Source organism: Variovorax paradoxus NBRC 15149 (genome assembly GCF_001591365.1).
GTDB lineage: Bacteria > Pseudomonadota > Gammaproteobacteria > Burkholderiales > Burkholderiaceae_C > Variovorax > Variovorax paradoxus.
Genome location: NZ_BCUT01000008.1, coordinates 23,966 through 50,450, shown reverse-complemented (window position 1 = coordinate 50,450; position 26,485 = coordinate 23,966). Strand labels below are relative to the sequence as shown.

Sequence of the window (26,485 nt, the reverse complement as noted above, 5' to 3'; positions counted from 1 at the left end):
CAATCGCCTCCCGTGCAGTAGGAAGGCGCCTACGCCCGCACTTGCGTCGCAGTCTTGGCGGCGGCCTGCAGCGGCAGTTCGACATGGAACAGCGCGCCTTCGCCGGGCCGGCTCTCCACCTCGATGCGTCCGCCGTGCAGGCCCACGATCTTGCGCGTGATGTAGAGCCCGAGGCCCAGGCCGGGCGCGTGCTTGCGGCTGTCGTCGGTGCGTTCGAACTGCTCGAAGATGCGCTCCTGGTCTTCGGGCGCAATGCCGATGCCCTGGTCGCGCATGGTGATGTGCGCGGTGCCGTCACGTTCCCACAGCATCATCTCCACGGGCTTGCCGCCGCCGTAGCGCAGTGCATTGGTCAGCAGGTTGGTCAGCACCTGCTCGATGCGGAACTCGTCCCACACGCCGCGCAGTTCGCCCGGCGCTTCCAATGCAATGACAGAGCCCGCGGCCTCGGCCTGCTGCTTCAGGCCTTCCACCACGGCCCGTGCGAGCGCGGCCAGGTCGACCGGCTTGGGCTGGATCGACAGCGCGTCCCTTCGCATGCGCGTGACGTCGAGCATGTCGTCGATCAGCCGCACCATGTTGCGGATCTGCCGCTGGTCGCGTTCGATCATGGCGGGCAGGCGATCCGCGGCAAAGGACTCCAGCTTGCCCCTGGACACCTGGACCTGGCGCAATTGCGTTTCGAGGTACAGGGTGTTGAGCGGCGTGCGCAGCTCGTGCGAGACCATCGACATGAAGTCGTCGCGCATGCGCACCGCGCGTTCGAGTTCGCCCTGCGTGTGGCGCAGCTGCTGGACCAGTTCTTCCTGCTTCTGGTTGGCCACCGCGAGCGCGTTCATCTCGTGCCGCAGCGCCTTGCGGTGGCAATGCAGGTCGACGAACACGTTGACCTTGCCGGTGACGGCATGCGGATCGAGCGGCTTGTAGAGGAAGTCGACCGCGCCGCTTTCGTAGCCCTGGAAGGCGTAGTTCGAATCGCGGCCCGCCGCCGTCACGAAGATGATCGGGATGTGCCGCGTGCGCTCCGTGCCGCGCATCAGCTCGGCCAGCTCGAAGCCGTTCATGCCGGGCATCTGCACGTCGAGGATGGCCAGCGCGAATTCGTGGTCCAGCAGCAGCGCAAGCGCCTCCTCGGCCGAGGAGGCGCGGTACACCGCACGGCCCGGGCCGCGGATCAGGGCCTCGAGCGCAAGAAGGTTTTCGGGCAGGTCATCGACGATCAGCAGCTTGCTTTCGACGTCAATGGGCATGGGCGGACTCCAGTTGCAGCAGCAATGTGCGAAGCTCGCGCAGGGCAAGCACGTGATCGGGGGAATGGCGGGCAATGGCTGCCCTGGGCATGGTGGGAATCTGGGCTTCCTCCGGGTCCTGGACGGCGGTGAGGCCGCCGGCCATGTGAATGCGCAACAGGCCTTCGGCGCCGTCGTCGTTCGCGCCCGTGAGCAGGAACCCGGCGAGCGCGGGGCCGTAGGCGTCGGCGGCCGAGGCCATCAGCACGTCGATCGATGGCCGCGAAAAGTGCACGGGCGGCTCGCAGCTGAGCGAAAAGCATCGATCGCGCTCGATCGACAGGTGATAGCCGGGCGGCGCGAAGTACAGGCTGTCGGGCGCGACCGGCATCTTGTCGGCGGCCTCGTGCACCGGCATGTGCAGCCGCTCGGCAAAGATCTCGGCCAGGTGGCTCTGGTGGCCTTCGGGCAGGTGCAGGACCACCACCACCGGAAGCCGCCACGGCGGTGGAATGCCGTGCAGGAGCGCCAGCAGCGCCTCGATGCCGCCCGCTGACGCGCCGACCACCACGGCCTCGACGCGCCGCGCAGGGAAGGGGCGGGCATCCGGCTTCATGTGGCCTTCCGGTAGATGCGCTCCGGCTGCGAATGGGCGTCGAAGCGCCCGGCATAGCTCGAGAAGTCGATGCTTTCCTTCGCGCCCAGGCCCAGGAAGCCGCGGTGGCAGAGCGACTCGTGGAACAGGCCGAGCGCGCGGTCCTGCAGCTCGCGGTTGAAATAGATGAGCACGTTGCGGCACGACACGAACTGCGTCTCGGCAAAGACGCTGTCGGTGGCCAGGCTGTGGTCGGCAAAGATGACGTCGGCGCACAGCGCCGGATCGAAGCGCGCGGCGTCGTAGGCCGCGGTGTAGTAGTCGGAGAACGAACTGCGCCCGCCGGCGCGCTGGTAGTTGGCCGTGTAGCCGCGGATCGATTCGATCGGGAAGATGCCCTGGCGCGCCTTCTCGAGCGAAGCGGGGTTGATGTCGGTGGCATAGATCTGCGTGCGGGAGAGCAGGCCTTCCTCGCGCAGCAGGATGGCCAGCGAAAAGACCTCCTCGCCGGTGCTGCAGCCTGCCACCCACACCTTGAGGGACGCATAGGTGTGCAGGATCGGCACCACGTGCCGGCGCAGCGCCAAAAAGTAGGCCGGGTCGCGGAACATCTCGCTCACGGGAATCGTCAGGAATTCGAGCAGCCGGCCGAACAGCAGCGGATCGCGCAGCACCTTCTCCTGCAATGCCGAGATGCTCGGCAGCCCGAGCTGCGCGAGCGCGTGCAGCACGCGGCGCTTCTGCGAAGCCACGGTGTAGTTGCGGAAGTCGTAGCTGTAGCGCAGGTAGATGGCTTCCATGAGCAGCCGCAGCTCGATCTCCGTGTTGCTCAACGCGGATGGCAGGGGCAGGGATGCGGCATTGGGGTTCACAGCCGCTCCATTTTGGGCATCCACACGCGCAGAAGCGAGAACAGGCGCTCCAAATCCACAGGCTTGGCCAGGTAGTCGCTGGCGCCCGCGGCCAGGCACTGCTCGCGGTCGTCCTTCATGGCCTTGGCGGTGATGGCGATCACGGGCAGCTTCTCGAAGCGCGGGTCTGCGCGCAGCCGGCGCGTGGCCTCCAGGCCGTCCATCTCCGGCATCATCACGTCCATCAGCACCAGGTCGATCTCGCGCGCCTGGTCGAGCTTCTGGAGCGCCTCGCGGCCGTTGCGGCCGATCTCGACCGCGGCGCCGCGCTGCTCCAGCGCGCTCGTGAGCGCGAAGAGGTTGCGCACGTCGTCGTCCACCAAAAGGATGGTGCGGCCCTCGAAGATGCGGTCGCGCCCGCGCGCCGCCTTCAGCATGCCCTGGCGCTCGCTGGACAGCTCGGCCTCGACCTTGTGCAGGAACAGCGTGACCTCGTCGAGCAGGCGTTCCGGCGAGCGCGCGCCCTTGATGATGATGGAGCGCGAATAGCGCTGCAGCTCGGCTTCCTCGCCCCGCGTGAGGTTGCGCCCGGTGTAGACGATCACCGGCGGGAACGAGACGATTTCCTCCGACGCCATGCGCTTGAGCAGCTCGCTGCCCTGCATGTCGGGCAGGTGCAGGTCGGTGATCATGCAGTCGAAGACGCGCCTGCGCAGCAGTTCGAGCGCTTCTTCGCCGGAGCCCACGGCGGCGATCTCGATGTCTTCGTCGCCGATCAGCCGGATCACGCTTTCGCGCTGCAGCGCATCGTCCTCGACCAGCAGCACGGCCTTGACCTTCTGGGTGAGCTTTTCCTCGATCCGGGCGAACACCTGCGTCAGCTCGGCGCGCGTGGCCGGCTTCTGCGCATAGCCGATGGCGCCCATGTGCAGGGCGGCGGCCTGCGCGTCGTCGGCGGCCGAGACCACGTGGATCGGGATGTGGCGCGTCTGCGGCGAATCCTTCAGGCGCTGCAGCAGGCCAAGCCCGGTGCTGTCGGGAAGGCGCATGTCGAGCAGGATGGCATCGGGCAGGAACTGGTGCGCCAGCTCGAAGCCGTCGGCCGCGCCATGGGCCACCAGGCAGCGGTAGCCCAGCTCGTGCGCCAGGTCGTAGAGGATGTGCGCGAACTGCGGCTCGTCCTCGATCACCAGCACCCGGCGCACCTGGTCGGGCGGCAGCGTGCGGTCGTCGGCGAAGGAGGGCGGCGGCACGGCAGCCGGCGGCGAGGGTGCCGCGGGCGTGGCGTGCGCGGTAGGGAAGGGCGCGCGCGCCGCCGTTGCGGGCTTTGCGGGCGCAGCAGCAGGGGGCCGACCTGCTTGCTGCGAAGCCTGTGGCAAGGCCTGCGGCGCCGCGGCCGGCAGCTGCAGCGTGAAGGTGCTGCCCTGTCCGGGCTGGCTTTGCAGCGTGAGCGTGCCGCCCAGGAGGCGCGTGAGGTCGCGCGAAATGGAAAGCCCCAGGCCGGTGCCGCCGTAGCGGCGGCTGGTGGTGCCGTCGGCTTGCTGGAAGGCTTCGAAGATCAGCTCCTGCTGCTCGGGGGCAATGCCGATGCCCGAATCGCTCACGGCGAAGACCGCGCCGCCGTCCGCGGCCGCCGACACGGTGAGTGCCACCTCGCCGCTGTTGGTGAACTTGATCGCATTGGAGAGCAGGTTCTTCAGGATCTGCTCGACGCGGTGGCGGTCGGTGGCCAGCGTGGCGGGCGTGCCGGGCTGCATTTCCAGGCGGAAGGCCAGCTGCTTCTCGGCAGCCAGCGGCCTGAAGGCGCTCTCCAGGCTCTGCGCGAGCTTGCCCGGCGCCACCTCCTCGATCACCACGTCGAGCTTGCCGGCCTCGACCTTGGAGATGTCGAGGATGTCGTTGATCAGCACCAGCAGGTCGTTGCCCGACGCGTAGATCGATTCCGCGAACTTCACCTGCTCGGGGCTCAGGTTGCCCTGCGGGTTGTCGGCGAGCAGCTTGGCGAGGATCAGCGCGCTGTTGAGCGGCGTGCGCAGCTCGTGCGACATGTTGGCCAGGAATTCCGACTTGTAGCGGCTGGCGCGCTGCAGTTCGTCGGCGCGGTCTTCCAGGTCGCGCTGCACGCGGCGCAGGGCGGCGTTGCGCTGGTCGAGCGCCTCGGTGCGCTCGGAGAGCTGGCTGTTGGTCTGCTCCAGCTCGGCCTGCTGGTTCTCCAGCATGGCCTGCGAAGCCCGCAGCGCACGCGACTGCTCCTCGAGCTCCTCGTTGGCGGTGCGCAGCTCTTCCTGCTGCACCTGCAGCTCCTCGTTCAGCTGCTGCGTTTCGGCCAGCGCGTCCTGCAGCTGCTCGCGGTAGCGCGCTGCCGCGAGCGAGTCGCCGATGTCCTCGGCCACCAGGTCGAGCAGTTCGTTGGTCCGCGTATCGGGCACGGCCGGCAGTCCGAGCTCGACCACGCCGTTCACCACGCCGTCGCTCGACACGGGCACCAGCAGCACGGCCGTGGGTGCCATTTCGCCGAGGCCCGAATTGACCTTCAGGTAGTCGGCCTGGATCGGCTCCACGAGCATGCGGCGCCGTTCGGCCGCCGCCTGGCCAACCAGGCTCTGGGTCGGCGAGAACACCTGCGGCGAGGCCTCCGCTTCCATCGAGAAGCCGTAGCTCGCGGCGCGGCGCAGCGTGCCCTGCCGCTCGCGCACGTACAGCGCGCCGACCGCGCTGCCCAGGTAGCGCGAGAAAAAGGCCAGGACCTTGCGGCCCAGGTCGTTGGCATTGAGTTCGCCCACCAGTTCGCCCACCAGTTCGGTCTGCGCGCTGCGCAGCCAGGCTTGCTGCGCCAGCCGCTCGGCATGCGCGGCCTGGTCCCGCAGCACGGCGTCGTAGCTGTTCGACAACCGCACCAGCTGCCGGCGGCCGAAGTAGGCCACCATGCCGGTGAACACCAGCGTGAACAGCAGGAACACGGCCACCACCAGCCAGGCCGTGCGGTTGACCTCTTCGTTGCGCTGGTAGCGCAGGCCCTCCTCGGTGTCCATGAAGGCCGCGAATTCAGCGCGCATGTCGTCGCGCAGCTGCTTGCCCCGGCCCTGGCGCACCGCCTGCGGGTAGTTGCCGCCGGCTCGGCGCAGCGCGATCAGGTCTTCTGCGAACCCGTTCCAGGCCTCCTGCAGCGCCGCGATGCGCTCGACCCGCTGCGCCTGCTGCCGGTTGTCCAGCACCAGCTCGCGAAGCGCGGCGGTGTCGCTCTTGATTCTTGGCAGCGCCCGGTGGTAGGGCTCGAGAGAGCTTTCATCGCCGGTGATCAGGAAGCCGCGCAGGCCGGTTTCCATGTCGATGCTGCGGCCCTGCAGCTCGCTGGCGCTGCGCGTCACGCGGTCGCTCTGCTCGACCCGGCTGATGGTGAACAGCAGGAACACGATCAGGCTGACGAACACCAGCGCGCCGATCACCCCGCCCAGCAGTGGCCACTTGAGATTGCGGCTCAGCTGGCGGTCGAAGTCGTCGGGGTCGATCGCGGTCGGCGTTTTCATTCGAACAGGATTTGTAAGCAAAACTTTTGAAGTTTTGCCGAATTCTGGAGCGCCGGGTGTCGGAGAAAAGCCCGATACCGCCTTTGCCCCCGGTGCGGTGGTCTCGTTATACTGTTGTTTTATACAGCATCAGCCGTGACCACGGACCTTTCCACCCCGCCGACCGAAGACGCGCCCGATGCCCGCGCCGTCTCCGTCAAGGCCCTGTGCGCCTTCGGTGCCAAGGCCGGCGACCTCGACCTGCGCTTCGTGCCTGCACCCAGCGCGCTCGAAGGCATGGCCGGCCATGCGCTGGTGCAGGGCCGGCGCGGCGACGGCTATGAAAGCGAGGTGCCGCTGGTCTCCCGCTGCGGCGCGCTCCAGGTGCGCGGCCGTGCCGACGGGCACGACCCGCGCGAACCCCGCGTCGAGGAGATCAAGACCTTCCGCGGCGACTTCGACGCCATCCGCGGCAACCACCGGGCGCTGCACTGGGCCCAGGCCCGCTGCTACGGCTGGATGCTCTGCGAGGTGCACGGCTACGAGCACATCAACGTGGCGCTGGTCTACCTGGACCTCGGCACCGGCGACGAAACCGTGCTGGAAGAGCAGCACACGCGGGCCGCGCTGCAGGCGCATTTCGAACTGCTGTGCGAGCGCTACAGCGCCTGGGCGCAGAGCGAGGCCGCGCACCATGCGGCGCTCGGCCATGCGCTCGGCCGGCTTGAATTTCCGCACGGCTCGTTCCGGCCCGGCCAGCGCGAACTGGCCGAGGCCGTCTACCGCGCCGCCGTGAACGCGCGCTGCCTGATGGCGCAGGCACCCACCGGCATCGGCAAGACGCTGGCCACCATCTTTCCGCTGCTGAAGTCGCGGGCCGCGCGCAAGATCGACAAGATCTTCTTTCTCACCGCCAAGACCTCGGGCCGGGCCGTGGCGCTGGAGGCCGTCGGCGTGCTGGGCAAGAACTGCGCGCAGCTGCGGGTGCTCGAACTCACCGCGCGCGAAAAGGTCTGCGAATACCCCGACCGCGCCTGCAACGGCGATGCCTGCCCGCTGGCCAAGGGCTTCTACGACCGCCTGCCCGCCGCGCGCGAGGAAGCCGCGCAGGCCGCCCGGCTCGACCGGCCGGCGCTGCGAAGAATTGCGCTGGCGCACACCGTGTGCCCCTATTTCCTTGCGCAGGAAATGGCGCACTGGTGCGACCTGATCGTGGGCGACTACAACTACTACTTCGACGGCAGCGCCTTTCTCTACGCCACCATGAAGGATGCCGAATGGCGCGCGGCGGTGCTGGTGGACGAGGCGCACAACCTGCTGGAGCGCGCGCGCGGCATGTACACGGCGCGGCTCGACGGCCTCGCGCTCGAAGAGGCCCACCGCGTGGCGCCGGCCTCGGTGCGCGGCGCGCTGGGCCGGCTGTACCGCGAATGGGACACGGTGCAGCAGGCGCAGGCCGAGCCCTACGACACCGCCGACGAGATTCCCGAGCGCTTCGCGCGCACGCTGCAGGCCGCCAACACGGCCATGGGCGAGTACTTTGCGGCCACGCCCGATGCGGCGCAGGGCCCGCTGCAGCGCTTCTTCTTCGATGCGCTGCAGTTCGCCCGGCTGGCCGACGCCTTCGACGACCATTCGGTCTTCGAGCGCACGCTGGGCCCCGCGCACGACCAGCAGCAGCGCAGCCTCGCGATCCGCAACCTGGTGCCGGCGCCGTTCCTCGAGCCGCGCTTCGCGGACGCCGCATCGGTCACCTGCTTCTCGGGCACCTTGTCGCCGTTCGAGTTCTACCGCGACGCGCTCGGCTTGCCGCCGGAAACGATGCTGCTCGACGTGGCCTCGCCATTCCGCAGCCAGCAGCTGCGCGTGGAAGTGGCCATGAACGTGTCGACCCGCTTTCGCGACCGCGCGGGCTCGCTCGCTCGCGTGGCCGGGATCATCGGCGAGCAGTTCGAGCGCATGCCGGGCAACTACCTCGCGTTCTTCAGCAGCTTCGACTACCTCGAAAAAGCCTGCGCGGCCTTCCTGGCCAGGCACCCCGGCGTGCCCGTGTGGGCCCAGACGCGCGGCATGGCCGAGGCCGATCGCCACGGCTTTCTCGCGCGCTTCGAGGAGGGCGGCCGGGGCATCGGCTTTGCCGTGCTCGGCGGTGCGTTCGGCGAAGGCATCGACCTGCCCGGCAGCCGGCTGATCGGCGCCTTCGTGGCGAGCCTGGGCCTGCCGCAGCACAACGCGCTCAACGAGATCACGCGCGAGCGCATGCAGGCGCGCTTCGGCAAGGGCTACGAATACACCTACCTTTATCCCGGCCTGCAAAAGGTGGTGCAGGCGGCCGGCCGCGTCATCCGCACCGAGCAGGACAGCGGCGTGCTGCACCTGCTGGACGACCGCTTTGCGCGCGCCGAGATCCGGCAGCTGCTGCCGCCCTGGTGGGAGCTGCGCCTGGGCGGGCCGCCGCGCGCGGGCGAAGGAGAGAGCATCGATGCGCTCAACCAGGCACATCCAGTTCGCTGACGAGCCCGACCTGTTCGGCGAGGCGCCCGCGGCCGCCATCGATGGCCTGCGCTACGAGCGCGAATTCCTCACGCGCGCCGAGGAAGCCGAGCTGCTGCGGCTCGTGCAGGGCTTCGAGCTGCGCGAGATGCGCTACAAGGAATACACCGCGCGCCGCCGCGGCATCAGCTTTGGCGGCAGCTACGACTTCGACAAGAAGCGGCTGCGCCCCGGCGCGGCCATGCCGCCCGCGCTTCATCCGTTGCGTGCGCGGGTGGCCGCGTGGATGGGCATGGCGCCCGAGGATTTCGCCCACATGCTGATCTCCGAATACCGGCCCGGCACGCCGCTCGGCTGGCACCGCGACGTGCCGGACTTCGAGGACATCGTGGGCGTTTCGCTGCAGGGCGACGCAGTGATGCAACTGCGGCCCTATCCGCCGGCCAGCGCCAGCGCACCTGCGAGCCTGCAGCTGCTGATCGAGCCGCGCTCCATCTACATGCTGCGCGGCGAAGCGCGCTGGGCCTGGCAGCACAGCATCGCGCCGACCGAGGCGCTGCGCTATTCCATCACCATGCGCACGCGGCGCCGCGCATGATTTGCGGCGGGCCTGGCCGCGGGCTTTTCGGGCTTTTCGGCGGCGGGCTGTTTTTCGGCCGGCCGCCTGGCCCCGGCTTTCTTCATCAGCTCCGAAGCCATCGACAGGTCCTTGAGCCAGGCTTCCCAGGCCGCTTCGCGCTGCAGCGGATCGCCGCGCAGCAGGGCGGAGGGATGCAGCGTGACCAGCACGCGGCGGCCTGTTGCGGCATCCTCGACCCACTGGCCGCGCTCCGTCATCACCGCGACCGGCCGGCCGAGCAGTGAGCGCGCAGCCGTGCCGCCGAGCGCGATGCAGGCGCGCGGCTGCACGAGCTCCATCTCGCTTTCGAGCCAGTGGTGGCAGGCATCCACTTCGCGCTGGCCCGGGGTCTTGTGCATGCGGCGCTTGCCGCGCGGCTCGTACTTGAAATGCTTCACCGCATTGGTCACGTAGAGCTTCTCGCGCGACCAGCCGAGCTCGGCCACCGCGCGGTCGAACAGCTTGCCGGCCGGGCCCACGAAGGGACGGCCGACCAGGTCTTCCTTGTCGCCGGGCTGCTCGCCGACCACCATCAGCGCCGCGCCGACCGGGCCTTCGCCGAACACCGACTGGGTGGCATGCGCGCCCAGCGGGCATTCGCGGCAGGCATCGGTCGCCACGCTGAGCGCCTTCAGCGCGGCCGTGGCTTCGTTGCGATGGGACATGTTGCCGGCTCCGGCGGTCCGGTGGCGTTCAGGCGGCCACCGTCCTCAATGCGTGGAACCGCCGCCGCCGCCACGCCGCGATTGGCTCTGGTTGCTGCCGCCGACGTGGCTTTCGCGGTCGTGGCGGCTCTCGGTGGTGCGGCGCGGCTCGTTGCGCGGTGTCGGGCTCTGGTGGCCGGCCTTGTTGTGCTGGGGAGGCAACGAACCACGCTCGTCGGGCGTGTTGGGGTTCGTCTTGGACATGGGCTGCTCCTTCGAATGAATGATGAATGGATGGACATTCATTTGTCCGCGCGGCGCCTGCCCGCCGGTGTCGGAATTGGCCCACCGCGGGCGTCGTCCAAGCCTCATGCGCAGGCACGGCGGGGCGCGGAATCTGCCGATAGCCGATATCTGCCATCAGGCTGTCCGATCACGCCAACCGCCCCCTCGATCAGGGTAAGAACTCGATACTCCGCAAAAATCTTTGTCGCCCCCAAGACAACTTGCATTGGCCTTGCGGACCCGCCTCCGTACACGATGCCGCCCTGTTGCGCGGCCTTGGTCCGAACGGGCGTGCTACCCCGGCCAACGTCGTTCAAGTGCCCGCATTCCGATGCCCGCCCCGGCGGTTTGCCGCGCCGCATGGGCGCCGATACGATCCCGCGCCTTGCCCCAAAGGAATGCGCGGATGCCGCCAACGATTGCTTCTCCCTCGATGCCCGCCGCATCGAAAAACGCCGGCTGGCAGCAGCGCAGCCGGCGCCACGTCTGGCATCCGTGCACGCAGAGCATCCGGCTCGAGGCGGTGCCGCCGCTGCCGATCGCGCGGGGCGAGGGCGTCTGGCTGTTCGACCACGACGGACGCCGCTACCTCGACGCAACGAGCTCGTGGTGGGTCAATCTCTTCGGCCATGCGCACCCGGCCATCAACGCCGCGCTCAAGGACCAGCTCGACACGCTCTCGCACGTGATGCTCGCGGGCTGCACGCACGCGCCGGCCGTCGAGCTGGCCGAGCGGCTCGCCGCGCTGACCGGCCATGCGCTGGGCCACTGCTTCTATGCCTCGGACGGCGCCTCGGCGGTGGAGATCGCGTTGAAGATGAGCTTTCATACGTGGCGCAATGCGGGCCGCAGCGGCAAGCAGAACTTCGTCGCGCTGCGGCAGGGCTACCACGGCGAAACGCTGGGCGCGCTGCATGTGACCGACGTGCCGGTGTTCCGCGACGCGTACGCGCCGCTGCTCGCGAATGCGCACCTCGTGGCATCGCCCGACGCCCGGGCCGCACGGCCGGGCGAGGACGCCGCCGCGGTGGCGCGGCGCGGCGCGGCCGAACTCGAAGCGCTGCTGGCCGAGCGGCATGCATCGATCGCCGCCGTGATCGTCGAGCCGCTGGTGCAATGCGCCACCGGCATGGCGATGCACGACCCCGACTACCTGCGCCTCGTGCGGGCACTGTGCGACCGCTACGGCGTGCACCTCATCGCCGACGAGATTGCGGTGGGCTGCGGGCGCACCGGCAGCTTCTTCGCCTGCGAGCAGGCCGGCATCTGGCCCGATTTCCTGTGCCTGTCGAAGGGCATCAGCGGCGGCTACCTGCCGCTGGCGCTGGTGATGACGCGCGATGAGATCTACCAGGGCTTCGTGGACGACGACGTGGCGCGCAGCTTCCTGCATTCCCATTCCTACACCGGCAACGCGCTGGCCTGCCGCGCGGCGCTGGCCACGCTCGACCTGTTCGAGCACGAGGACGCGCTGCGCCGCAACCGCGCCCGCGCCGAGCGCTTGATCGGCCGCTTGCGCAAGGGGCTGCACGGCATGTCCGTCGATCACCTGCGCCAGCGCGGAATGATCACGGCCTTCGACGTGCGCGAGCCCGGCGCCCGGTTCGCAGAGCGCTTTCACCTTGCCGCGCGGGCCAACGGACTGCTGATGCGCCCGATCGGCCCGACCGTCTATCTCATGCCGCCCTATGCGATCGGCGACGACGACATCGACCGGCTGGTCGACGGCACCCTCGCCACGCTGGAAGCGGTGGCCGTTTCCGCCCACGCAGAGGAAGGAGGCCGCGATGCCGCGCTTGCTTGAACGCCTGCAGGACGAGATCACGGCGCTCGACGCGCAATCGCTGCGGCGCCGCCGGCAGATCGCCGAAACCGCCTGCGCACCCGGGCAATCGCTGACGCTGGCCGGCGCGGGCGCGCCGCGCACCATGCTCGGCTTCAGCAGCAACGACTACCTCGGCCTGGCCGCGCATCCGGCGCTGGCCGCCGCACTGGCCGAGGGCGCGGCGCGCTACGGCACGGGCAGCGGCGGGTCGCACCTGATCCTCGGCCACTCGCGCGCGCATGCCGAGCTCGAGGAGCGGCTGGCCGGCTGGATGGCGCCGTTCATCCCGGAGGCGCAAAGCCTCTTTTTCTGCACGGGCTACATGGCCAACCTCGCGGTGCTGTCGGCGCTCGGCGGCGCGGAGGCGGTGATCTTTTCGGAGTCGCTCAACCACGCATCGCTGATCGACGGGGCGCGGCTGGCCAAGGCGCGGGTCGAGCGCTATCCGCACTGCGGCGTGGCCGCGCTCGATGCGCAGCTCGGCGCCTGCGATGCGCCGGTCAAGCTGATCGTGAGCGATGCGGTCTTCAGCATGGACGGCAACATCGCGCCCGTGGCCGAGCTGCTCGCGCTGGCCGAACGCCACGACGCCTGGCTGGTGCTGGACGATGCGCACGGCTTTGGCGTGCTCGGCGCCACGGGCCGGGGCGTGCTGCAGGCCATGGGGCTGCGCTCGGAGCGGCTGGTGCTCATCGGCACGCTCGGCAAGGCGGCCGGGGTGTCGGGCGCGTTCGTGGCGGCGCACCGCACGGTCATCGACTACCTGGTGCAGCGCGCGCGGCCGTACATCTTCACCACGGCCGCGCCGCCGGCCATTGCGCACGCGCTGCTCGCGAGCCTTGCGCTGATCGAAGGCGAAGAAGGCGACCTGCGCCGCGCCCGCTTGCAGGCGCGCATCGCCCAGCTGCGCCGCGGCCTCGAGGCGATCCTGCCGGCGGACGGCAGCGCCTGGCTGCCCGAATCGCCGACTGCGATCCAGCCGCTGGTCGTCGGGGACAACGCGCGCGCGATGCAGGCGATGGCGCAGCTCGATGCCCGCGGTTTGCGCGTCGGCGCGATCCGCCCGCCGACCGTGCCCGCCGGCACCGCGCGGCTGCGGATCACGCTGTCGGCCAGCCACTCGGAGGACGATGTGGCGCGGCTGCTGGACGCCTTGGGCGATGCGTTGGCGCGGCCGTGGAAAGAGGCCGCATGAGCGCCGCGCCGGGTGCGCCGATGACACACCGCCGCTGGTTCGTCACGGGCACCGACACGGGCGTCGGCAAGACGCTGGCCAGCAGCGCGATGCTGAGCCTGCTGGCCGCCTCGGGCCTGCGGGCGGTCGGCATGAAGCCGGTGGCCGCGGGACTGGAGCTCGTCGATGGCGCCTGGCGCAACGATGACGTCGAGCAGCTGCGCGCGGCCGGCAATGTCGATGCGCCGCTGGCCCTGCGCTGCCCGTACCTGCTGCGCGCGCCGATGTCGCCGCATCTGGCGGCAAGGGAGGAGGGCGTGCGCATCGAATTGCCGCCGCTGCTGTCGGCCTTCGCGGCGTTGTCGCAGTGCGCCGACGCGGTGGTGGTCGAAGGCGTGGGCGGCTTCTGCGTGCCGTTCGGCGACGACCTCGACAGCGCCGAGCTGGCCGTGGCGCTGGGACTGCCGGTGATCCTGGTGGTCGGGCTGCGCCTGGGCTGCCTGAACCACGCGCTGCTCACGGCGGAGGCGATCCGCGCGCGCGGGCTCATGCTGGCGGGATGGATCGCGAGCACCATCGAGCCGGGGATGCTCGCGCCCGAAGCCAATCTGCAGACGCTGCGCGGCCGGCTCGGTGCGCCGCTGCTCGGTGTGGTGCCGCACCTGGCCGAACCCTCGGCGGCCAGCGCCGCGCGGCACCTCGACCTGCGCGCATTGCGCGCCACGGCGGCCTACGCGGCGCGCCGGTCAGCGGAGCTGGCCGAGCTCAGCCACTCGGCGGTGCCGGCCGAGCTCGGCCGCTCAGCCGCGCTGGCCTGATTCAGCCAGCCGCTTCGCCCGCGCGCCGCCCTGGCGCTCGAGCATCCAGCCCGGGTACTCGGAGGGCAGGGCGCTCACCTTGCCGAGTTCGGCCAGCTCGTCGGCGGAGAGCCGGATCGCGGTGGCGGCAATGTTGTCGTCCAGCTGTGCGACGCGCTTGGCGCCGACGATCACGCTGGTCACCACCGGCTGGTGCAACAGCCACGCGAGCGCGATCTGCGCCACCGACACCTTGCGCGCTTCGGCCAGCTGGCGCATCACGTCGATGCAGTCGTAGGCGCGCTCGACGTTCACGGGCGGAAAGTCGAAGCTGGTGCGGCGGCTGCCTTCTTCGGCTTCGGTGCCACGCCCGTACTTGCCGCTCAGCAGGCCGCCCGCGAGCGGGCTCCAGACCATCAGGCCGAGGTTTTCGCTCTGCAGCATCGGCGCCAGTTCGCGCTCCAGGTCGCGGCCCGCGATGGTGTAGTAGGCCTGCAGCGATTCGAAGCGCGCGAGCCCCTGGCGCTCGGCAATGCCCAGCGCCTTCATGATCTGCCAGGCCGCCCAGTTGGAAACGCCCACGTAGCGCACGTGGCCCTGCTGCACCAGGTTGTCCAGCGCGCGCACGGTTTCCTCGATGGGCGTGACAGGGTCGAAGCCGTGGATCTGGTAGAGGTCGATGTGGTCCAGCTGCAGGCGCCTGAGGCTGGCCTTCACGCCGTCCATGATGTGGTAGCGCGAGGCGCCGGCCGCGTTGGCGGTCTTGCCGGTCTCGCCGAACACCTTGGTGGCGACCACCACGTTCTCGCGCGGCACCTTGAGGTTCTTCAGCGCCTGGCCGGTGATGGTTTCCGACAACCCTTCGGAGTACACGTCCGCGGTGTCGATGAAGTTGATGCCGGCGTCGAGCGCGCGGCCGACCAGGCTTTCCGCCTCGGACTGCTGGAGGTTGCCGATCTGGCCCCAGATGCCGCTCGCGCCGCCGAAGGTCATGGTGCCGAGGCAGAGTTCGGAAACGAACAGGCCGGTGCGGCCGAATTTGCGGTACTGCATGAGAGATGTCCTTTGGATGGGTGGCGCAAGAAGGAGGCCGGAAAGCCCCCGCCGTCCGCAAAAGTATCCGGCCGCGGCGCCGGGCATGGCGAGTGCGTTCCTGCAAAGTCCTTGCCTATTTCTCCAGACCTCCTGCGCGGGCCCTGCAGATTCGTTGGCGTGGCGCTAAGCTTTGAACCACCCGATCCTCCACGCCGGCCGCCACCGCGGCCCCATCCGTGACAAGGCCCCCCGAACATGCCCCAAGACACACCCGAAATCGCTGCCGCCATTGCCCAGCCGATGCCGCTGGAGCCCGAACTCGACGAAGCCAGGAAGGAACTGGTCGCGCTGATCAACCGCATCACGCGCGGCCAGGACGGCACCGTGGAAACGCCGGTGGCCGGCCTGCAGGTGTTCTGCATCAGCAAGCCCGACGGCCCCAAGCATGCCTTCGCAACGCCGGCGCTCGGGCTGATCGCGCAGGGCTCCAAGCGGATCATCGTGGGCGACGACATCTATGTGTACGACCCGATGCACTACCTGGTGACCTCGGTCGACCTGCCGGTGTGTGGCCAGGTGCGCCTGACGAGCGACAACGAGCCGTACCTGGGCGTGCGGCTGGAGCTGGCAATCGACGAGATCGGCAAGCTCATCGGCGACGAGAAGCTGCCCGCGAAGGCCAATGCGCCTGCCTCCCGCGGCATGTACGTCAACCGCATCGGCATGCCGGTGCTGGAGCCGGTGCTGCGGCTGCTGCGGCTGGTCGAGTCGCCCGAGGACGTGCCGATCATGGCGCCGCTCATCAAGCGCGAGATCATGTACCGCCTGCTGGTGAACGGCGAGGGCGCGCGGCTGCGGCAGATCGCGCTGCAGGACAGCCACACCCAGCGCATCGCCAAGGCGATCAGCGCGCTGCGCATCAACTATTCGCAGTCGCTGCGGATCGAGGACATGGCGCGCGCGGTGCACATGAGCGTGTCGTCGTTCCACCATCACTTCAAGGCCGTGACGGCCATGAGCCCGCTGCAGTACCAGAAGCAGCTGCGCCTGCAGGAAGCGCGCCGCCAGATGCTGATGGCCGGCGCCGACGTGTCGAGCGCGGCGCACAGCGTGGGCTACGAGAGCCCGTCGCAGTTCGCGCGCGAGTACAGCCGCATGTTCGGCGCGCCGCCGCTGCGCGACAAGCGCCGCTGGCTCAGCGACGCCGAGAACGACGCGCTCGGCGCGGGCTCGATGCAGGCCGCCTGAAGCTGAGGCCCGCCGCGCGGTCAGCGCAGCACCAGCACGGGCAGCGTGGAGTGCGTCAGCACGTGCTGCGTCTCGCTGCCCAGCAGCAGCCGCTTGATGCCCTTGCGGCCGTGCGAGGCCATCACGATCAGGTCGCACTTGTGCTTCTTTGCGGCGGCGACGATCGATTCAGCCACCAGGTCCGAGTTGGCGATGGCGGTCTTCAGCTGCACGCCGCTCGCCACCGCGCGCGCGGCCACGGCGTCGAGCATGTCCTGCGCCTTGTCGGCCCACTGCTTCTCCACCCGGGCGATCTCGTCGGGCGAGAAGGACATCGCGCCGTCGAAGTAGCTCTTGGGGTAGCGCGGCACCACGGTGAGCGCGACGAGGTCGGCATCGTGCCGGCTCGCGAGGGCGATCGCGCTCGTGACCGCCTTCTTCGAGAGCGTGGAGCCGTCGGTGGCCACGAGGATGCGCTTGTACATGGTTTTTCTTTCCGGAGACGTGTGCCGCGAGCTTAGGCAGGCAGCCACCCGCGCCGCTTGATGCAGATCAAATGCGCGCGCCTGGCCGGCCCTTAGCCTTGCCCGATGCAAGCCGCGCTCGCCTCCTTTTCCCCGGCCGCCGCGCTCCCACGGGCACCCCGTGAGGCGTGGCAGGTGCTCGACGATCCCGCCGAATGGCCCGCGTTCGGCCATGCGCTCGATGGCGGCGATGCCGCCGCGGCGCGCTGGGAATCGCAGGTGGCGGTGGAAGGCATGCACTGCGCGGGCTGCGGCCTCGCCGTGGAGGCCGCGCTGCTGCGCGTGGCGGGCGTGCTCGAGGTGCAGGTGAACGCCGCGAGCCAGCGTGCCCGCGTGCTGTGGTCTGCCGCGCAGACGCGGCCTTCGCGCTGGTTCGAGGCCTGCGAGGCTGCCGGTTACCGGCTGGTGCCCGCCGCCGACGGCTCCGCACGCGAGCGCCGTTCGCGCGAGTTGCGGCTCGCGCTCTGGCGCTGGCTGGTGTCGGGCTTTTGCATGATGCAGGTGATGATGTACGCCTACCCGGCCTACATCGCGCAGCCCGGGGAAATGACGCCGGACGCCGCGCAGCTGCTTCGCTGGGCCTCCTGGGTGCTGACGCTGCCGGTGCTGTTCTTTTCCTGCGGGCCGTTCTTTCGCAGCGCGTGGCGCGACTTTCGCCATGCGCGCATCGGCATGGACGTGCCGGTCGCCTTCGGCATCGCCATTGCGTTCGCGGTCAGCACCGCGGCCACCTTCGACGGCGCGGGCGCATTGGGACACGAGGTCTATTTTGACTCGCTGACCATGTTCGTCTTCTTCCTGCTCACGGGCCGCTGGCTCGAGGCGCGGCTGCGCGACCGCACGGCCGGCTCGCTCGAGGCCGTGATGAACCGCCTGCCCGATGGCGTCGAGCGGCTCGGGGCCGATGGCGGCTGGCAGCGCGTGGCGGTGCGGCGCCTGGCCGTGGGCGACGTGGTGCGGGTGCGCCCGGGCGAGGCCTTTCCAGCCGACGGCGTGCTGATCGACGGCGGCACCAGCACCGACGAAGCGCTGCTGACCGGCGAATCCCGCCCCGTGGCGCGGGCGCGCGGCGAGCGCGTGCTGGCGGGCAGCCACAACCTGTCGGCGACGGTGCAGCTGCGCATCGAATCGGTGGGCGAGGGCACGCGCTTCGCGCAGATCGTGCGGCTGATGGAAAGCGCCGCGCTCGGCAAGCCGCGCCTGGCCCAACTGGCCGACCGCATCGCGCGGCCGTTTCTCGTGCTGGTGCTGGTGTCGGCTGCCGGCGCCGCGGCCTTCTGGTGGCATGCCGACCCGGGCCGCGCGCTGATGGTGGCGGTGGCGGTGCTGATCGTGACCTGCCCGTGCGCGCTCTCGCTCGCCACGCCGGCCGCCATGCTTGCGAGCGCGGGCGCGCTGGCGCGCGGCGGCGTGCTGACCTCCAACCTGCAGGCGTTGGAGGCGCTGGCCTCGGTCGATACGGTGATCTTCGACAAGACGGGCACGCTGACCGGCGACACGCCGCGGCTCGAACGGGTCTACTGCCGCCAGGGTTTGCGCCCTGGCGATGCGCTGGAGATCGGCGCCGCGCTCGGCGCGCACTCGCTGCATCCGGGCGCGCGTGCACTGGTGAATGCATGGAATGCGCAGTTCCGCTCGCCGCCCGGCTGGGAGGTGACGCAACCGACTGAACTGGCCGGCCTCGGGCTCGAGGGCCTGCTGCGCCGAAGCGGCGATGCCGGCGGCCCGGCGCGGCGCGTGCGGCTGGGCTCGGCGAACCATTGCAACGTGGCGCCGCTGCAGGTGGAAGCGCCGCAGGTGCACCTCCGCGACGAGCAGGGCTGGATCGCGAGCTTCGTGCTGGCCGAGGAGCTGCGCCCGGATGCGGCCGCCGCGGTGGCGGCGCTGCAGGCCGAAGGCGTCACGGTGCGCCTGCTGTCGGGCGACCGCGACAGCGCCGCGCGGGAGATCGCCGCGCGCGCCGGCATCGAATTCGCGCAGGGCGGCTGCACGCCCGAGGACAAGCTCGCGGTCCTGTGGCGGCTGCAGGCCGAAGGCCGGCAGGTGGCGATGGTGGGCGACGGCCTGAACGACGGGCCTTCGCTGGCGCGCGCGAATGCCTCCTTCGCTTTCGGGCGCGCCGTGCCGCTCGCGCGCGCGCGGGCCGACTTCGTGGTGCCGGGCGATGCGCTCGCGGCCATTCCGAGCACCATTGCGCAGGCGCGGCGAACACTGCGCGTGGTGCGGCAGAACCTGGCATGGGCGGCCGGCTACAACGCGCTGTGCGTGCCGCTGGCCGTCATGGGCTGGCTGCCCGCGTGGCTGGCCGGGCTGGGCATGGCGGCGAGTTCGCTGGTGGTGGTGCTCAATGCGGCGCGGCTCGCGGCCCCCGCGGCTTCCGAGGCCGCCGCGGCCAGGGCGGTGCGCTGATGGACATCCTCTTCCTGCTGATCCCGCTGTCGGTCGTGCTGGTGCTCGCCATCCTCGGCGGGCTGTGGTGGGCCATCGAGCGCGGGCAGTTCGAAGACATCGAGATCGAGGGCGACCGCATCCTGCGCGGCGATTGATCTGCATCAAACCCTCGGGAGGGGGGCGCGGGGACACTGCCCGCAGTCCATCAAGAGGCACCACGATGCAAGAACCCCATCCTCCCGCAGCGGTCTACGACGACACCGCCGTACGGCAGCTCGCCCTCATGTCCGTGGTCTGGGGCGTGGTCGGCATGCTGGTCGGCGTGATCATCGCCACCGAGCTCGCCTGGCCCGAATTCAGCCTCGGCATCCCGTGGCTCAGCTACGGGCGGCTGCGGCCGCTGCACACCAACGCGGTGATCTTCGCGTTCGGCGGCTGCGCGCTCATGGCCACCAGCTTCCACGTGGTGCAGCGCACCTGCCAGGTCCGGCTGTTCGCGCCGGCGCTCGCGTCGTTCGTGGTCTGGGGCTGGCAGGCGGTGATCGTGGCCGCCGCCATCAGCCTGCCGCTGGGCTACACCACGGGCAAGGAATACGCCGAGCTCGAATGGCCGATCGACATCCTGATCGCGGTGGTGTGGGTGGCCTATGCGGTGGTGTTCTTCGGCACCATCGGCATGCGTCGCGTGCGCCACATCTACGTGGCCAACTGGTTCTACGGCGCCTTCATCATCGCGGTGGCGCTGCTGCACATCGTCAACAGCGCCGAGATTCCGGCGGGCTGGATGAAGAGCTACTCGGCCTATGCCGGCGTGCAGGACGCGATGGTGCAGTGGTGGTACGGCCACAACGCGGTGGGCTTCTTCCTCACTGCGGGCTTCCTCGGGATGATGTACTACTACATCCCCAAGCAGGCCGGCCGGCCGGTGTATTCGTACCGGCTCTCCATCGTCCACTTCTGGGCGCTGATCTTCACCTACATGTGGGCCGGCCCGCACCACCTGCACTACACGGCGCTGCCGGACTGGACGCAGTCGCTGGGCATGGTGTTCTCGCTGATCCTGCTCGCGCCGAGCTGGGGCGGCATGATCAACGGGGTCATGACGCTCTCGGGCGCCTGGCACAAGCTGCGCACCGACCCGATCCTGCGCTTCCTGATCGTGGCGCTGTCGTTCTACGGCATGTCGACCTTCGAGGGTCCGATGATGTCGATCAAGACCGTCAACGCCCTGAGCCACTACACCGACTGGACCATTGGCCACGTGCACTCCGGCGCGCTGGGCTGGGTGGGCTTCATCACGATGGGCTCGCTGTACTACCTGATCCCGCGCATGTACGGCCGCACCGCCATGTTCAGCGTGAAGGCCATCGAGGCGCATTTCTGGATGGCCACCATCGGCATCGTGCTGTACATCGCCGCCATGTGGATCGCCGGCGTGATGCAGGGCCTGATGTGGCGCGCCATCAATCCCGACGGCACGCTCACCTACACCTTCGTGGAGAGCGTGAAGGCCACCTTCCCGTTCTACGTGGTGCGGCTGGCCGGCGGCCTGCTGTATCTGGCCGGAATGCTGGTGATGGCATGGAACGTGTGGATGACCGTCATCTCCGGGCGCTCCATGCAGGCCGCCATTCCCCCCGTTGCCATTGCCCACGCCTGAGGAAGCGCCATGACGCAAAAGACCCCCTCCAGCACCGGCTTCACCCATGAGAAGGTGGAGACCAACAACCTGCTGATGATCGTGCTGATCCTCGTGGTCATCGCCATCGGCGGCCTGGTCGAGATCGTGCCGCTGTTCTTCCAGAAGTCGACCACCGAGCCGATCCAGGGCCTGAAGCCGAACACCGCGCTGCAGCTGGCCGGCCGCGACGTCTACCTGCGCGAGGGCTGCTACAACTGCCACTCGCAGATGATCCGCCCGTTCCGCTCGGAAACGCTGCGCTACGGCCACTACTCGGTGGCCGGCGAGTTCGTCTACGACCATCCGTTCCAGTGGGGCAGCAAGCGCACCGGCCCGGACCTGCACCGCGTGGGCGGCAAGTACAGCGACGAATGGCACCGCATCCACCTGAACAACCCGCGCGACCTGGTGCCCGAATCGAACATGCCGGCCTATGCCTGGCTGGACAAGACCCAGGTCGATGCCGATGCCGTTCCGCGCCACATGCGTGCGCTGCGCCAGGTCGGCGTGCCCTACACGGACGAGGAGATCGCCCGTGCCGCCGACGACGTGCGCGGCAAGACCGAGATGGACGCCACCGTGGCGTACCTGCAATCGCTGGGCCTCGCGCTCAAGTAGGGAGCACCGAACCATGATCGACATCACCACCTTGCGCGTTGCCGCCACCGTTTCCTGCTTTGTGCTTTTCCTCGGCATCGTGGCCTGGGCCTATGCCCGCCGCAACGCGCCGCGCTTCGAGGAAGCCGCGCAGCTGCCGTTCGAGCAGGACTGAAGAACAAAAGGGGCCCACGATGAGCGATTTCGTCAATAACTTCTGGTCCAACTACGTTGCCGCGGGCGCGGTGCTGAGCATCCTCGGATGCATGCTGCTGCTGTGGCTCACGGCCCGCAAGCGCGTGCCTTCCGATGCGGACAACACCACCGGCCACGTCTGGGACGAGGACCTGCGCGAGTCCAACAATCCGCTGCCCATGTGGTGGATCGGCCTTTTCGTGCTGACCATCTTCTTCGCGGTGGGCTACCTGGTGGTCTTTCCGGGGCTGGGCAGCTTCAGCGGCCAGGCGAACTGGAGCACCCGGAGCGAGTACGAAGAGGACGTGGCCAAGGCCAACGCGGCGCTGGCGCCCGTCTACGCGAGCTACGCCGGCATGACCATGGAAGACATCGCGCGCGAACCCAAGGCCATGGCCATCGGCGAGCGCCTGTTCATGAACAACTGCTCCCAGTGCCACGGCTCCGATGCGCGCGGCAGCAAGGGCTTTCCCAACCTGACCGACAAGGACTGGCTGCACGGCGGCACGCCCGAGAAGATCGCCGAGACCATCACCAAGGGCCGCATCGGCACGATGCCGCCAATGGCCGCGGCGGTGGGCACGCAGGACGACGTGAAGAACGTGGCGAACTACGTGCTGAGCCTGTCGGGCGCGCCGCACGATTCGGTGCGCGCCGGCCTCGGCAAGTCAAAGTTCACGGTGTGCGCCGCCTGCCACGGCATCGGCGGCGTGGGCAACCAGGCGGTGGGCGCGCCCAACCTGAGCGACAAGACCTGGCTGCATGGCTACGGCGAGGCGGCCATCGTGCAGATGGTCAATGCCGGCAAGCACAGCGAGATGCCCGCGCAGGAAGGCCGGCTCACCGAGGCGCAGATCAAGCTGCTCGCGTCCTATGTGTGGGGACTTTCCAACCCTGCCACGGGGCCCTGACGCCGCCAGGCCATCACCATGGATCCATCCGCTCCCGTTTCCGCCGCATCGGCCCAGGCCGGCCCCGGCACGCGCAAGATCATTCCGATTGCGCCGGCCGAGAGCGAGTCGGTGGGCCTGTACGAGGCCTCCAAGAAGATCTATCCGCGCACCGTGCGCGGCATGTTCGCGCGCTGGCGCTGGGGCATGGTCTTCCTGACCCAGCTGCTGTTCTACGGCCTGCCGTGGGCGCAGTGGGGCGAACGGCAGCTGCTGCTGTTCGACCTGGCCGCGCGGCGCTTCTACGTCTTCGGCCTGGTGCTGTATCCGCAGGACCTGATCTACCTCTCGGGCCTGCTGGTGGTGAGCGCGCTGGCGCTCTTTCTCTTCACCGCCGTGGCCGGGCGGCTGTGGTGCGGCTATGCCTGCCCGCAGACCGTCTACACCGAGATCTTCATGTGGGTGGAGCACCGGATCGAGGGCAACCGCACCGCGCGCATGCGGCTGGACGGGGAATCGATGTCGCTCGAGAAGCTGGTGAAGAAGTGGTTCAAGCACCTGGTGTGGATCGGCATCGCCATGTGGACGGGCTTCAGCTTCGTGGGCTACTTCACGCCGATCCGCGAGCTGGGCATGGCCTTCCTGCAGACCCGGATGGGCTCGTGGGAAGTGTTCTGGGTGTTCTTCTACGGCTTTGCGACCTATGGCAACGCGGGCTTCATGCGCGAGCAGGTGTGCAAGTACATGTGCCCCTATGCGCGCTTCCAGAGCGCCATGTTCGACCGCGACACGCTCATCGTCAGCTACGACCCCAAGCGCGGCGAGCCGCGCGCGCCCCGGCGCAAGGGCATCGACCCGCGCAGCATGGCGCTGGGCGACTGCATCGACTGCGGGCTGTGCGTGCAGGTGTGCCCGACCGGCATCGACATCCGCCAGGGGCTGCAGCACGAATGCATCGGCTGCGGCCTGTGCGTGGATGCCTGCGACACGGTGATGCAGAAGATGGCCTATGCGCCGCGGCTGATCCGCTACGACACGCAGAACGGCATGGAGGCCGGATGGTCGCGCCGCCAGCTGCTGCGCCGCGTGCTGCGTCCGCGCGTGCTGGTCTACAGCGCCATCCTGTCGCTGCTGGTCCTCGGGCTGCTCGCGAGCCTCGTGGCGCGCACGCCGCTGAAGGTGGACGTGGTGCGCGACCGCGCCTCGCTGGCCCGCATCGTCGAGGACGGCCGGCTCGAGAACGTGTACCGGCTGCAGATCATGAACGCCACCGAGGAGCCGCGCGACTACCGCATTGCCGCCCACGGCATCGAGGGCCTGACCGTCTCGCCCGGCGCGGCGGTCGCGGTGGGTGCGGCGCAGTCGCGCTGGGTCGCGGTGCGGCTGCAGGTGCCCTATGGCGCGGTGCCCGCCGGTTCGCACACGGTGCACTTCGACATCCGGGACGAACGCGGCGGTTTTCAGGTGTCGGAGAAAGCGGTCTTCCTGGTGCCGCGCTGAAGGAGACGAAAGATGAATGCAACGACGAACGATCCGCCGGCTGCCGGCGATGCATGGTGGCGCCACCCGCTGCTGTGGATGGTGATTGCCGGCCCGGCGCTGGTGGTGGTCGCAAGCTTCGTGACCTTCTGGGTTGCCTGGGGCAGCGCCGACCCGCTGGTGTCGGAAGACTATTACCGCCGCGGCGTCGAAATCAACAAGGCCCTGGCGGACAAGACACTGATGCCCGCCGTCAACGGCAGGAACCACGCGGCGACACCGGCCGAGGCCGTGCCGCTGCCCCGCAATCTTCCCGAGCGTTCGCAATGACACAGCCTTGCACCGCCTCCACGGGGCTTCCAGATGCCGCCCCCTTGTCGGCTGCCGTGCTGCGGCAGTTCGACGTTGCGGGCCCGCGCTACACCTCGTATCCCACGGCCGACCGGTTCATCGAAGCCTTCGGTGCGGACGAGTACGCGGCGGCGCTGCGCGAGCGGCGCGATGCGGGCGCTTCGGCGGCGCCGCTGTCGCTCTACGTGCACATTCCGTTCTGCGAATCGCTGTGCTACTACTGCGCATGCAACAAGGTGGTGACGCGGCACCACGAGCGGGCCACCCAGTACCTGGCCTACCTGGCGCGCGAGACCCGGCTCCAGGCCGCGCAGCTGGGCCGCCGCGCCGCCGTGAGCCAGTTGCACCTGGGCGGCGGCACGCCCACCTTCCTGAGCGACGCGGAGCTGGGCGAACTGCTGGCCATGCTGCGCGAATCCTTCGACTTCGTCCCCGGCGGCGAATGGTCCATCGAGATCGATCCGCGCACCGTCGATGCCGCGCGGCTCGCCAGCCTGGCGACGCTGGGTTTCAACCGGCTGAGCTTCGGCGTGCAGGACTTCGACCCCGAGGTGCAGAAGGCCGTGCACCGCATCCAGCCCGCGCACCAGGTGTTCGGCTTGATGGCCGATGCGCGCGCGCTGGGATTCAAGTCGATCAACGCCGACCTGATCTACGGGCTGCCGCGCCAGAACGACAGGTCCTTCGAGCGCACCATGGCCCAGGTCTGCGAGCTTCGGCCCGACCGCATCGCGCTCTACGCCTATGCGCACCTGCCCGAACGCTTCAAGCCGCAGCGGCGCATTGCCGCGGACGAACTGCCCGACGCCGCCGCGCGGGTGCGAATGCTCTCGCGCGCCATTGCCACGCTCAGCGATGCCGGCTACGTCTACATCGGCATGGACCACTTCGCGCTGCCGGACGATCCGCTGGCGGTGGCCAAGCGGCAGGGGCGGCTGCAGCGCGATTTCCAGGGCTACAGCACGCAGCCGGAGGGCGACCTGGTGGCGCTCGGCGTTTCCGCCATCGGCCGCATCGGCGCCACCTACAGCCAGAACGCCAAGACGCTGGACACCTACTACGACCTGCTCGGCCAGGGCCGCCTGCCCGTGGTCCGCGGGCTTGCGCTGTCGCGCGACGACGTGCTGCGGCGCGCGGTCATCATGGCGGTGATGTGCAGGGGGCGGGTGGTGTTCGACGCCATCGGCGAGGCGCACCGCATCGACTTCCGGCACTACTTCGCGGCCGAGTTCGCGGCGCTCGGGCCGCTTGTGGCCCAGGGGCTGGTGCGGGTCAGCGACCACGACATCGAGGTCACGGCCGAGGGCTGGTTCGTGGTGCGCGCCATCGCCATGGTGTTCGACCGCTATTGCCGCGAGAACCGCACGCGCTTTTCGCGCGTGGTCTGAGCATGCAGACCGCATGGGCCGGCGCCGCCTTGCTGATGGGCCTGGCAGGCGGCCCGCACTGCGTGGCCATGTGCGGCGCGGCCTCGGCCGCGGTGATCCGCATCGTGCCGGCGGCGGCGGGCGGCCATGCCAACACTGCCTTCGCGGCGCCGGCGGCCTTTCATGTGGGCCGCATCGCAAGCTACGCCGCCGCGGGCGCCATTGCGGCCGCAAGCGTGGACAGCCTGGCCCAGGCCAGCGCGCAGGTCGCCGCGCTCAGGCCGCTGTGGATGCTGCTGCATGTGTTCGTGTTCGCATGGGGCGCCATGCTGGCCGTCGCAGGCCGGCAGCCGGTATGGGCGCAGCGCGTCGGCCGAACGCTCGAAGCGCGCCTTCGCCCGCTGGCCGGCGGCACGCCGCTGGGCCTGCTGGCCGCCGGCGCACTCTGGGTGGCCATGCCTTGCGGGCTGCTCTACTCGGCGCTGCTGCTGGCCAGCCTGGGCAACGGGCCGCTGCAGGGCGGCCTCGCGATGATGTCGTTCGCCATCGGCAGCGGACTGTCGCTGGTGCTGGCGCCATGGCTCTGGCAGCGGCTGCGCTGGGGCGGCACCGGCCGGCTCCAGGCCTGGGGCGCGCGCCTGGCGGGCGTGCTGCTGGCGGCGGTGGCGCTGCAGGCGCTCTGGTCGGACCTCGGCCACCGGATCGCCGACTGGTGCCGCTGAGCGGCGCG

General features: G+C 69.5%; 24 protein-coding genes. 16 read left to right on the top strand and 8 right to left on the bottom strand.

Annotated features, from left to right (window positions below; translation table 11 throughout):
• Positions 1-29: 29 nt before the first annotated feature.
• Genes VPA02S_RS29155 through VPA02S_RS29140 form a run of 4 tightly spaced genes read right to left on the bottom strand, consistent with a single transcriptional unit; the run spans position 30 to position 6,202 of the window.
• Entirely contained in the window at positions 30-1,250 is a 1,221-nt protein-coding gene (locus VPA02S_RS29155; protein ID WP_062366906.1) for a hybrid sensor histidine kinase/response regulator, read from the bottom strand.
• On the bottom strand, positions 1,240-1,845 hold the full coding sequence (locus tag VPA02S_RS29150; RefSeq protein ID WP_012747906.1) for a chemotaxis protein CheB: 606 nt from the start codon (positions 1,843-1,845) through the stop codon (positions 1,240-1,242). The genes VPA02S_RS29155 and VPA02S_RS29150 overlap by 11 nt, the downstream gene beginning before the upstream one ends.
• Entirely contained in the window at positions 1,842-2,696 is an 855-nt protein-coding gene (locus VPA02S_RS29145) for a CheR family methyltransferase (protein ID WP_081247642.1), read from the bottom strand. Before VPA02S_RS29145 ends, VPA02S_RS29150 begins: the two co-directional genes overlap by 4 nt.
• The gene (locus tag VPA02S_RS29140) at positions 2,693-6,202 is read right to left on the bottom strand and encodes a response regulator (protein WP_062366904.1); all 3,510 of its coding nucleotides are present in this window, start codon (positions 6,200-6,202) and stop codon (positions 2,693-2,695) included. Before VPA02S_RS29140 ends, VPA02S_RS29145 begins: the two co-directional genes overlap by 4 nt.
• Before the next feature lie 135 nt (positions 6,203-6,337).
• On the opposite strand from VPA02S_RS29140, the gene VPA02S_RS29135 reads away from it, so the two are divergent.
• The gene (locus VPA02S_RS29135; RefSeq protein ID WP_062366903.1) at positions 6,338-8,695 is read left to right on the top strand and encodes a helicase C-terminal domain-containing protein; all 2,358 of its coding nucleotides are present in this window, start codon (positions 6,338-6,340) and stop codon (positions 8,693-8,695) included.
• Positions 8,664-9,272 (top strand): alpha-ketoglutarate-dependent dioxygenase AlkB, encoded by a 609-nt coding sequence (locus tag VPA02S_RS29130; RefSeq protein ID WP_062366901.1) that lies wholly within the window; start codon positions 8,664-8,666, stop codon positions 9,270-9,272. Before VPA02S_RS29135 ends, VPA02S_RS29130 begins: the two co-directional genes overlap by 32 nt.
• On the opposite strand, the gene VPA02S_RS29125 is transcribed toward VPA02S_RS29130, so the two are convergent.
• Positions 9,236-9,958 carry a UdgX family uracil-DNA binding protein gene (locus tag VPA02S_RS29125; RefSeq protein ID WP_062366899.1) on the bottom strand — a complete coding sequence of 241 codons (723 nt, stop codon included), beginning with the start codon at positions 9,956-9,958 and terminating at the stop codon, positions 9,236-9,238. The two genes, VPA02S_RS29130 and VPA02S_RS29125, sit on opposite strands and share 37 nt — an antisense overlap.
• Before the next feature lie 45 nt (positions 9,959-10,003).
• Positions 10,004-10,201: a hypothetical protein gene (locus VPA02S_RS29120; RefSeq protein ID WP_062367148.1), complete on the bottom strand. Its 198-nt coding sequence runs from the start codon at positions 10,199-10,201 to the stop codon at positions 10,004-10,006.
• A gap of 427 nt (positions 10,202-10,628) precedes the next feature.
• Between VPA02S_RS29120 and bioA the strand changes: the two genes are divergently transcribed.
• From bioA to bioD, 3 genes are read left to right on the top strand one after another with little or no spacing between them, the layout of a single operon-like run.
• Positions 10,629-12,026: an adenosylmethionine--8-amino-7-oxononanoate transaminase gene (gene bioA / locus VPA02S_RS29115; RefSeq protein WP_062366897.1), complete on the top strand. Its 1,398-nt coding sequence runs from the start codon at positions 10,629-10,631 to the stop codon at positions 12,024-12,026.
• Complete coding sequence (gene bioF, locus VPA02S_RS29110; RefSeq protein ID WP_062366896.1) at positions 12,010-13,242, top strand: 8-amino-7-oxononanoate synthase; 1,233 nt, start codon at positions 12,010-12,012, stop codon at positions 13,240-13,242. The genes bioA and bioF overlap by 17 nt, the downstream gene beginning before the upstream one ends.
• Entirely contained in the window at positions 13,239-14,039 is an 801-nt protein-coding gene (bioD, locus tag VPA02S_RS29105) for a dethiobiotin synthase (protein WP_062366894.1), read from the top strand. The genes bioF and bioD overlap by 4 nt, the downstream gene beginning before the upstream one ends.
• Here the strand turns inward: bioD and VPA02S_RS29100 are convergent.
• Complete coding sequence (locus tag VPA02S_RS29100) at positions 14,022-15,071, bottom strand: aldo/keto reductase (protein ID WP_062366892.1); 1,050 nt, start codon at positions 15,069-15,071, stop codon at positions 14,022-14,024. The two genes, bioD and VPA02S_RS29100, sit on opposite strands and share 18 nt — an antisense overlap.
• A gap of 237 nt (positions 15,072-15,308) precedes the next feature.
• On the opposite strand from VPA02S_RS29100, the gene VPA02S_RS29095 reads away from it, so the two are divergent.
• Complete coding sequence (locus tag VPA02S_RS29095) at positions 15,309-16,301, top strand: AraC family transcriptional regulator (RefSeq protein ID WP_012747916.1); 993 nt, start codon at positions 15,309-15,311, stop codon at positions 16,299-16,301.
• Between the two features lie 20 nt (positions 16,302-16,321).
• On the opposite strand, the gene VPA02S_RS29090 is transcribed toward VPA02S_RS29095, so the two are convergent.
• Positions 16,322-16,765 (bottom strand): universal stress protein, encoded by a 444-nt coding sequence (locus VPA02S_RS29090; protein WP_062366890.1) that lies wholly within the window; start codon positions 16,763-16,765, stop codon positions 16,322-16,324.
• A 105-nt stretch (positions 16,766-16,870) separates the two neighbouring features.
• On the opposite strand from VPA02S_RS29090, the gene VPA02S_RS29085 reads away from it, so the two are divergent.
• The 10 genes from VPA02S_RS29085 to VPA02S_RS29040 all read left to right on the top strand — a co-directional run bounded on the left by VPA02S_RS29085 (position 16,871) and on the right by VPA02S_RS29040 (position 26,477).
• Positions 16,871-19,213, top strand: a complete 2,343-nt coding sequence (locus VPA02S_RS29085; protein ID WP_062366887.1) for a heavy metal translocating P-type ATPase — start codon at positions 16,871-16,873, stop codon at positions 19,211-19,213.
• Positions 19,213-19,350, top strand: a complete 138-nt coding sequence (gene ccoS / locus VPA02S_RS29080) for a cbb3-type cytochrome oxidase assembly protein CcoS (RefSeq protein WP_012747919.1) — start codon at positions 19,213-19,215, stop codon at positions 19,348-19,350. Before VPA02S_RS29085 ends, ccoS begins: the two co-directional genes overlap by 1 nt.
• A 65-nt stretch (positions 19,351-19,415) precedes the next feature.
• Positions 19,416-20,855 carry a cytochrome-c oxidase, cbb3-type subunit I gene (gene ccoN / locus VPA02S_RS29075; RefSeq protein WP_012747920.1) on the top strand — a complete coding sequence of 480 codons (1,440 nt, stop codon included), beginning with the start codon at positions 19,416-19,418 and terminating at the stop codon, positions 20,853-20,855.
• Between the two features lie 9 nt (positions 20,856-20,864).
• Positions 20,865-21,494: a cytochrome-c oxidase, cbb3-type subunit II gene (gene ccoO / locus VPA02S_RS29070; protein ID WP_062366885.1), complete on the top strand. Its 630-nt coding sequence runs from the start codon at positions 20,865-20,867 to the stop codon at positions 21,492-21,494.
• 13 nt (positions 21,495-21,507) lie between these two features.
• Positions 21,508-21,648 carry a CcoQ/FixQ family Cbb3-type cytochrome c oxidase assembly chaperone gene (locus tag VPA02S_RS29065; RefSeq protein ID WP_012747922.1) on the top strand — a complete coding sequence of 47 codons (141 nt, stop codon included), beginning with the start codon at positions 21,508-21,510 and terminating at the stop codon, positions 21,646-21,648.
• A 19-nt stretch (positions 21,649-21,667) separates the two neighbouring features.
• The gene (gene ccoP / locus VPA02S_RS29060) at positions 21,668-22,579 is read left to right on the top strand and encodes a cytochrome-c oxidase, cbb3-type subunit III (RefSeq protein WP_012747923.1); all 912 of its coding nucleotides are present in this window, start codon (positions 21,668-21,670) and stop codon (positions 22,577-22,579) included.
• Positions 22,580-22,597: 18 nt separating this feature from the next.
• Entirely contained in the window at positions 22,598-24,058 is a 1,461-nt protein-coding gene (gene ccoG, locus VPA02S_RS29055) for a cytochrome c oxidase accessory protein CcoG (protein ID WP_062366883.1), read from the top strand.
• Between the two features lie 12 nt (positions 24,059-24,070).
• The gene (locus VPA02S_RS29050; RefSeq protein ID WP_012747925.1) at positions 24,071-24,367 is read left to right on the top strand and encodes a FixH family protein; all 297 of its coding nucleotides are present in this window, start codon (positions 24,071-24,073) and stop codon (positions 24,365-24,367) included.
• A complete protein-coding gene (gene hemN, locus VPA02S_RS29045) occupies positions 24,364-25,776 on the top strand; it encodes an oxygen-independent coproporphyrinogen III oxidase (RefSeq protein ID WP_062366881.1) in 1,413 nt (470 codons plus the stop codon). Before VPA02S_RS29050 ends, hemN begins: the two co-directional genes overlap by 4 nt.
• A 2-nt stretch (positions 25,777-25,778) precedes the next feature.
• Positions 25,779-26,477 (top strand): sulfite exporter TauE/SafE family protein, encoded by a 699-nt coding sequence (locus VPA02S_RS29040; protein WP_062366879.1) that lies wholly within the window; start codon positions 25,779-25,781, stop codon positions 26,475-26,477.
• Positions 26,478-26,485 lie beyond the last annotated feature (8 nt).

What these genes read in the sequence shown, in the direction of transcription:
- VPA02S_RS29090 (WP_062366890.1), bottom strand. Translation starts at nt 16,765, where the DNA reads ATGTACAAGCGCATCCTCGTGGCCACCGACGGCTCCACGCTCTCGAAG.
- ccoS (WP_012747919.1), top strand. Translation starts at nt 19,213, where the DNA reads ATGGACATCCTCTTCCTGCTGATCCCGCTGTCGGTCGTGCTGGTGCTC.
- ccoN (WP_012747920.1), top strand. Translation starts at nt 19,416, where the DNA reads ATGCAAGAACCCCATCCTCCCGCAGCGGTCTACGACGACACCGCCGTA.
- VPA02S_RS29040 (WP_062366879.1), top strand. Translation starts at nt 25,779, where the DNA reads ATGCAGACCGCATGGGCCGGCGCCGCCTTGCTGATGGGCCTGGCAGGC.
- VPA02S_RS29100 (WP_062366892.1), bottom strand. Translation starts at nt 15,071, where the DNA reads ATGCAGTACCGCAAATTCGGCCGCACCGGCCTGTTCGTTTCCGAACTC.
- VPA02S_RS29125 (WP_062366899.1), bottom strand. Translation starts at nt 9,958, where the DNA reads ATGTCCCATCGCAACGAAGCCACGGCCGCGCTGAAGGCGCTCAGCGTG.
- VPA02S_RS29065 (WP_012747922.1), top strand. Translation starts at nt 21,508, where the DNA reads ATGATCGACATCACCACCTTGCGCGTTGCCGCCACCGTTTCCTGCTTT.
- ccoP (WP_012747923.1), top strand. Translation starts at nt 21,668, where the DNA reads ATGAGCGATTTCGTCAATAACTTCTGGTCCAACTACGTTGCCGCGGGC.
- ccoG (WP_062366883.1), top strand. Translation starts at nt 22,598, where the DNA reads ATGGATCCATCCGCTCCCGTTTCCGCCGCATCGGCCCAGGCCGGCCCC.
- hemN (WP_062366881.1), top strand. Translation starts at nt 24,364, where the DNA reads ATGACACAGCCTTGCACCGCCTCCACGGGGCTTCCAGATGCCGCCCCC.
- bioA (WP_062366897.1), top strand. Translation starts at nt 10,629, where the DNA reads ATGCCGCCAACGATTGCTTCTCCCTCGATGCCCGCCGCATCGAAAAAC.
- VPA02S_RS29120 (WP_062367148.1), bottom strand. Translation starts at nt 10,201, where the DNA reads ATGTCCAAGACGAACCCCAACACGCCCGACGAGCGTGGTTCGTTGCCT.
- VPA02S_RS29150 (WP_012747906.1), bottom strand. Translation starts at nt 1,845, where the DNA reads ATGAAGCCGGATGCCCGCCCCTTCCCTGCGCGGCGCGTCGAGGCCGTG.
- VPA02S_RS29085 (WP_062366887.1), top strand. Translation starts at nt 16,871, where the DNA reads ATGCAAGCCGCGCTCGCCTCCTTTTCCCCGGCCGCCGCGCTCCCACGG.
- bioF (WP_062366896.1), top strand. Translation starts at nt 12,010, where the DNA reads ATGCCGCGCTTGCTTGAACGCCTGCAGGACGAGATCACGGCGCTCGAC.
- VPA02S_RS29130 (WP_062366901.1), top strand. Translation starts at nt 8,664, where the DNA reads ATGCGCTCAACCAGGCACATCCAGTTCGCTGACGAGCCCGACCTGTTC.
- ccoO (WP_062366885.1), top strand. Translation starts at nt 20,865, where the DNA reads ATGACGCAAAAGACCCCCTCCAGCACCGGCTTCACCCATGAGAAGGTG.
- VPA02S_RS29050 (WP_012747925.1), top strand. Translation starts at nt 24,071, where the DNA reads ATGAATGCAACGACGAACGATCCGCCGGCTGCCGGCGATGCATGGTGG.
- bioD (WP_062366894.1), top strand. Translation starts at nt 13,239, where the DNA reads ATGAGCGCCGCGCCGGGTGCGCCGATGACACACCGCCGCTGGTTCGTC.
- VPA02S_RS29095 (WP_012747916.1), top strand. Translation starts at nt 15,309, where the DNA reads ATGCCCCAAGACACACCCGAAATCGCTGCCGCCATTGCCCAGCCGATG.
- VPA02S_RS29140 (WP_062366904.1), bottom strand. Translation starts at nt 6,202, where the DNA reads ATGAAAACGCCGACCGCGATCGACCCCGACGACTTCGACCGCCAGCTG.
- VPA02S_RS29155 (WP_062366906.1), bottom strand. Translation starts at nt 1,250, where the DNA reads ATGCCCATTGACGTCGAAAGCAAGCTGCTGATCGTCGATGACCTGCCC.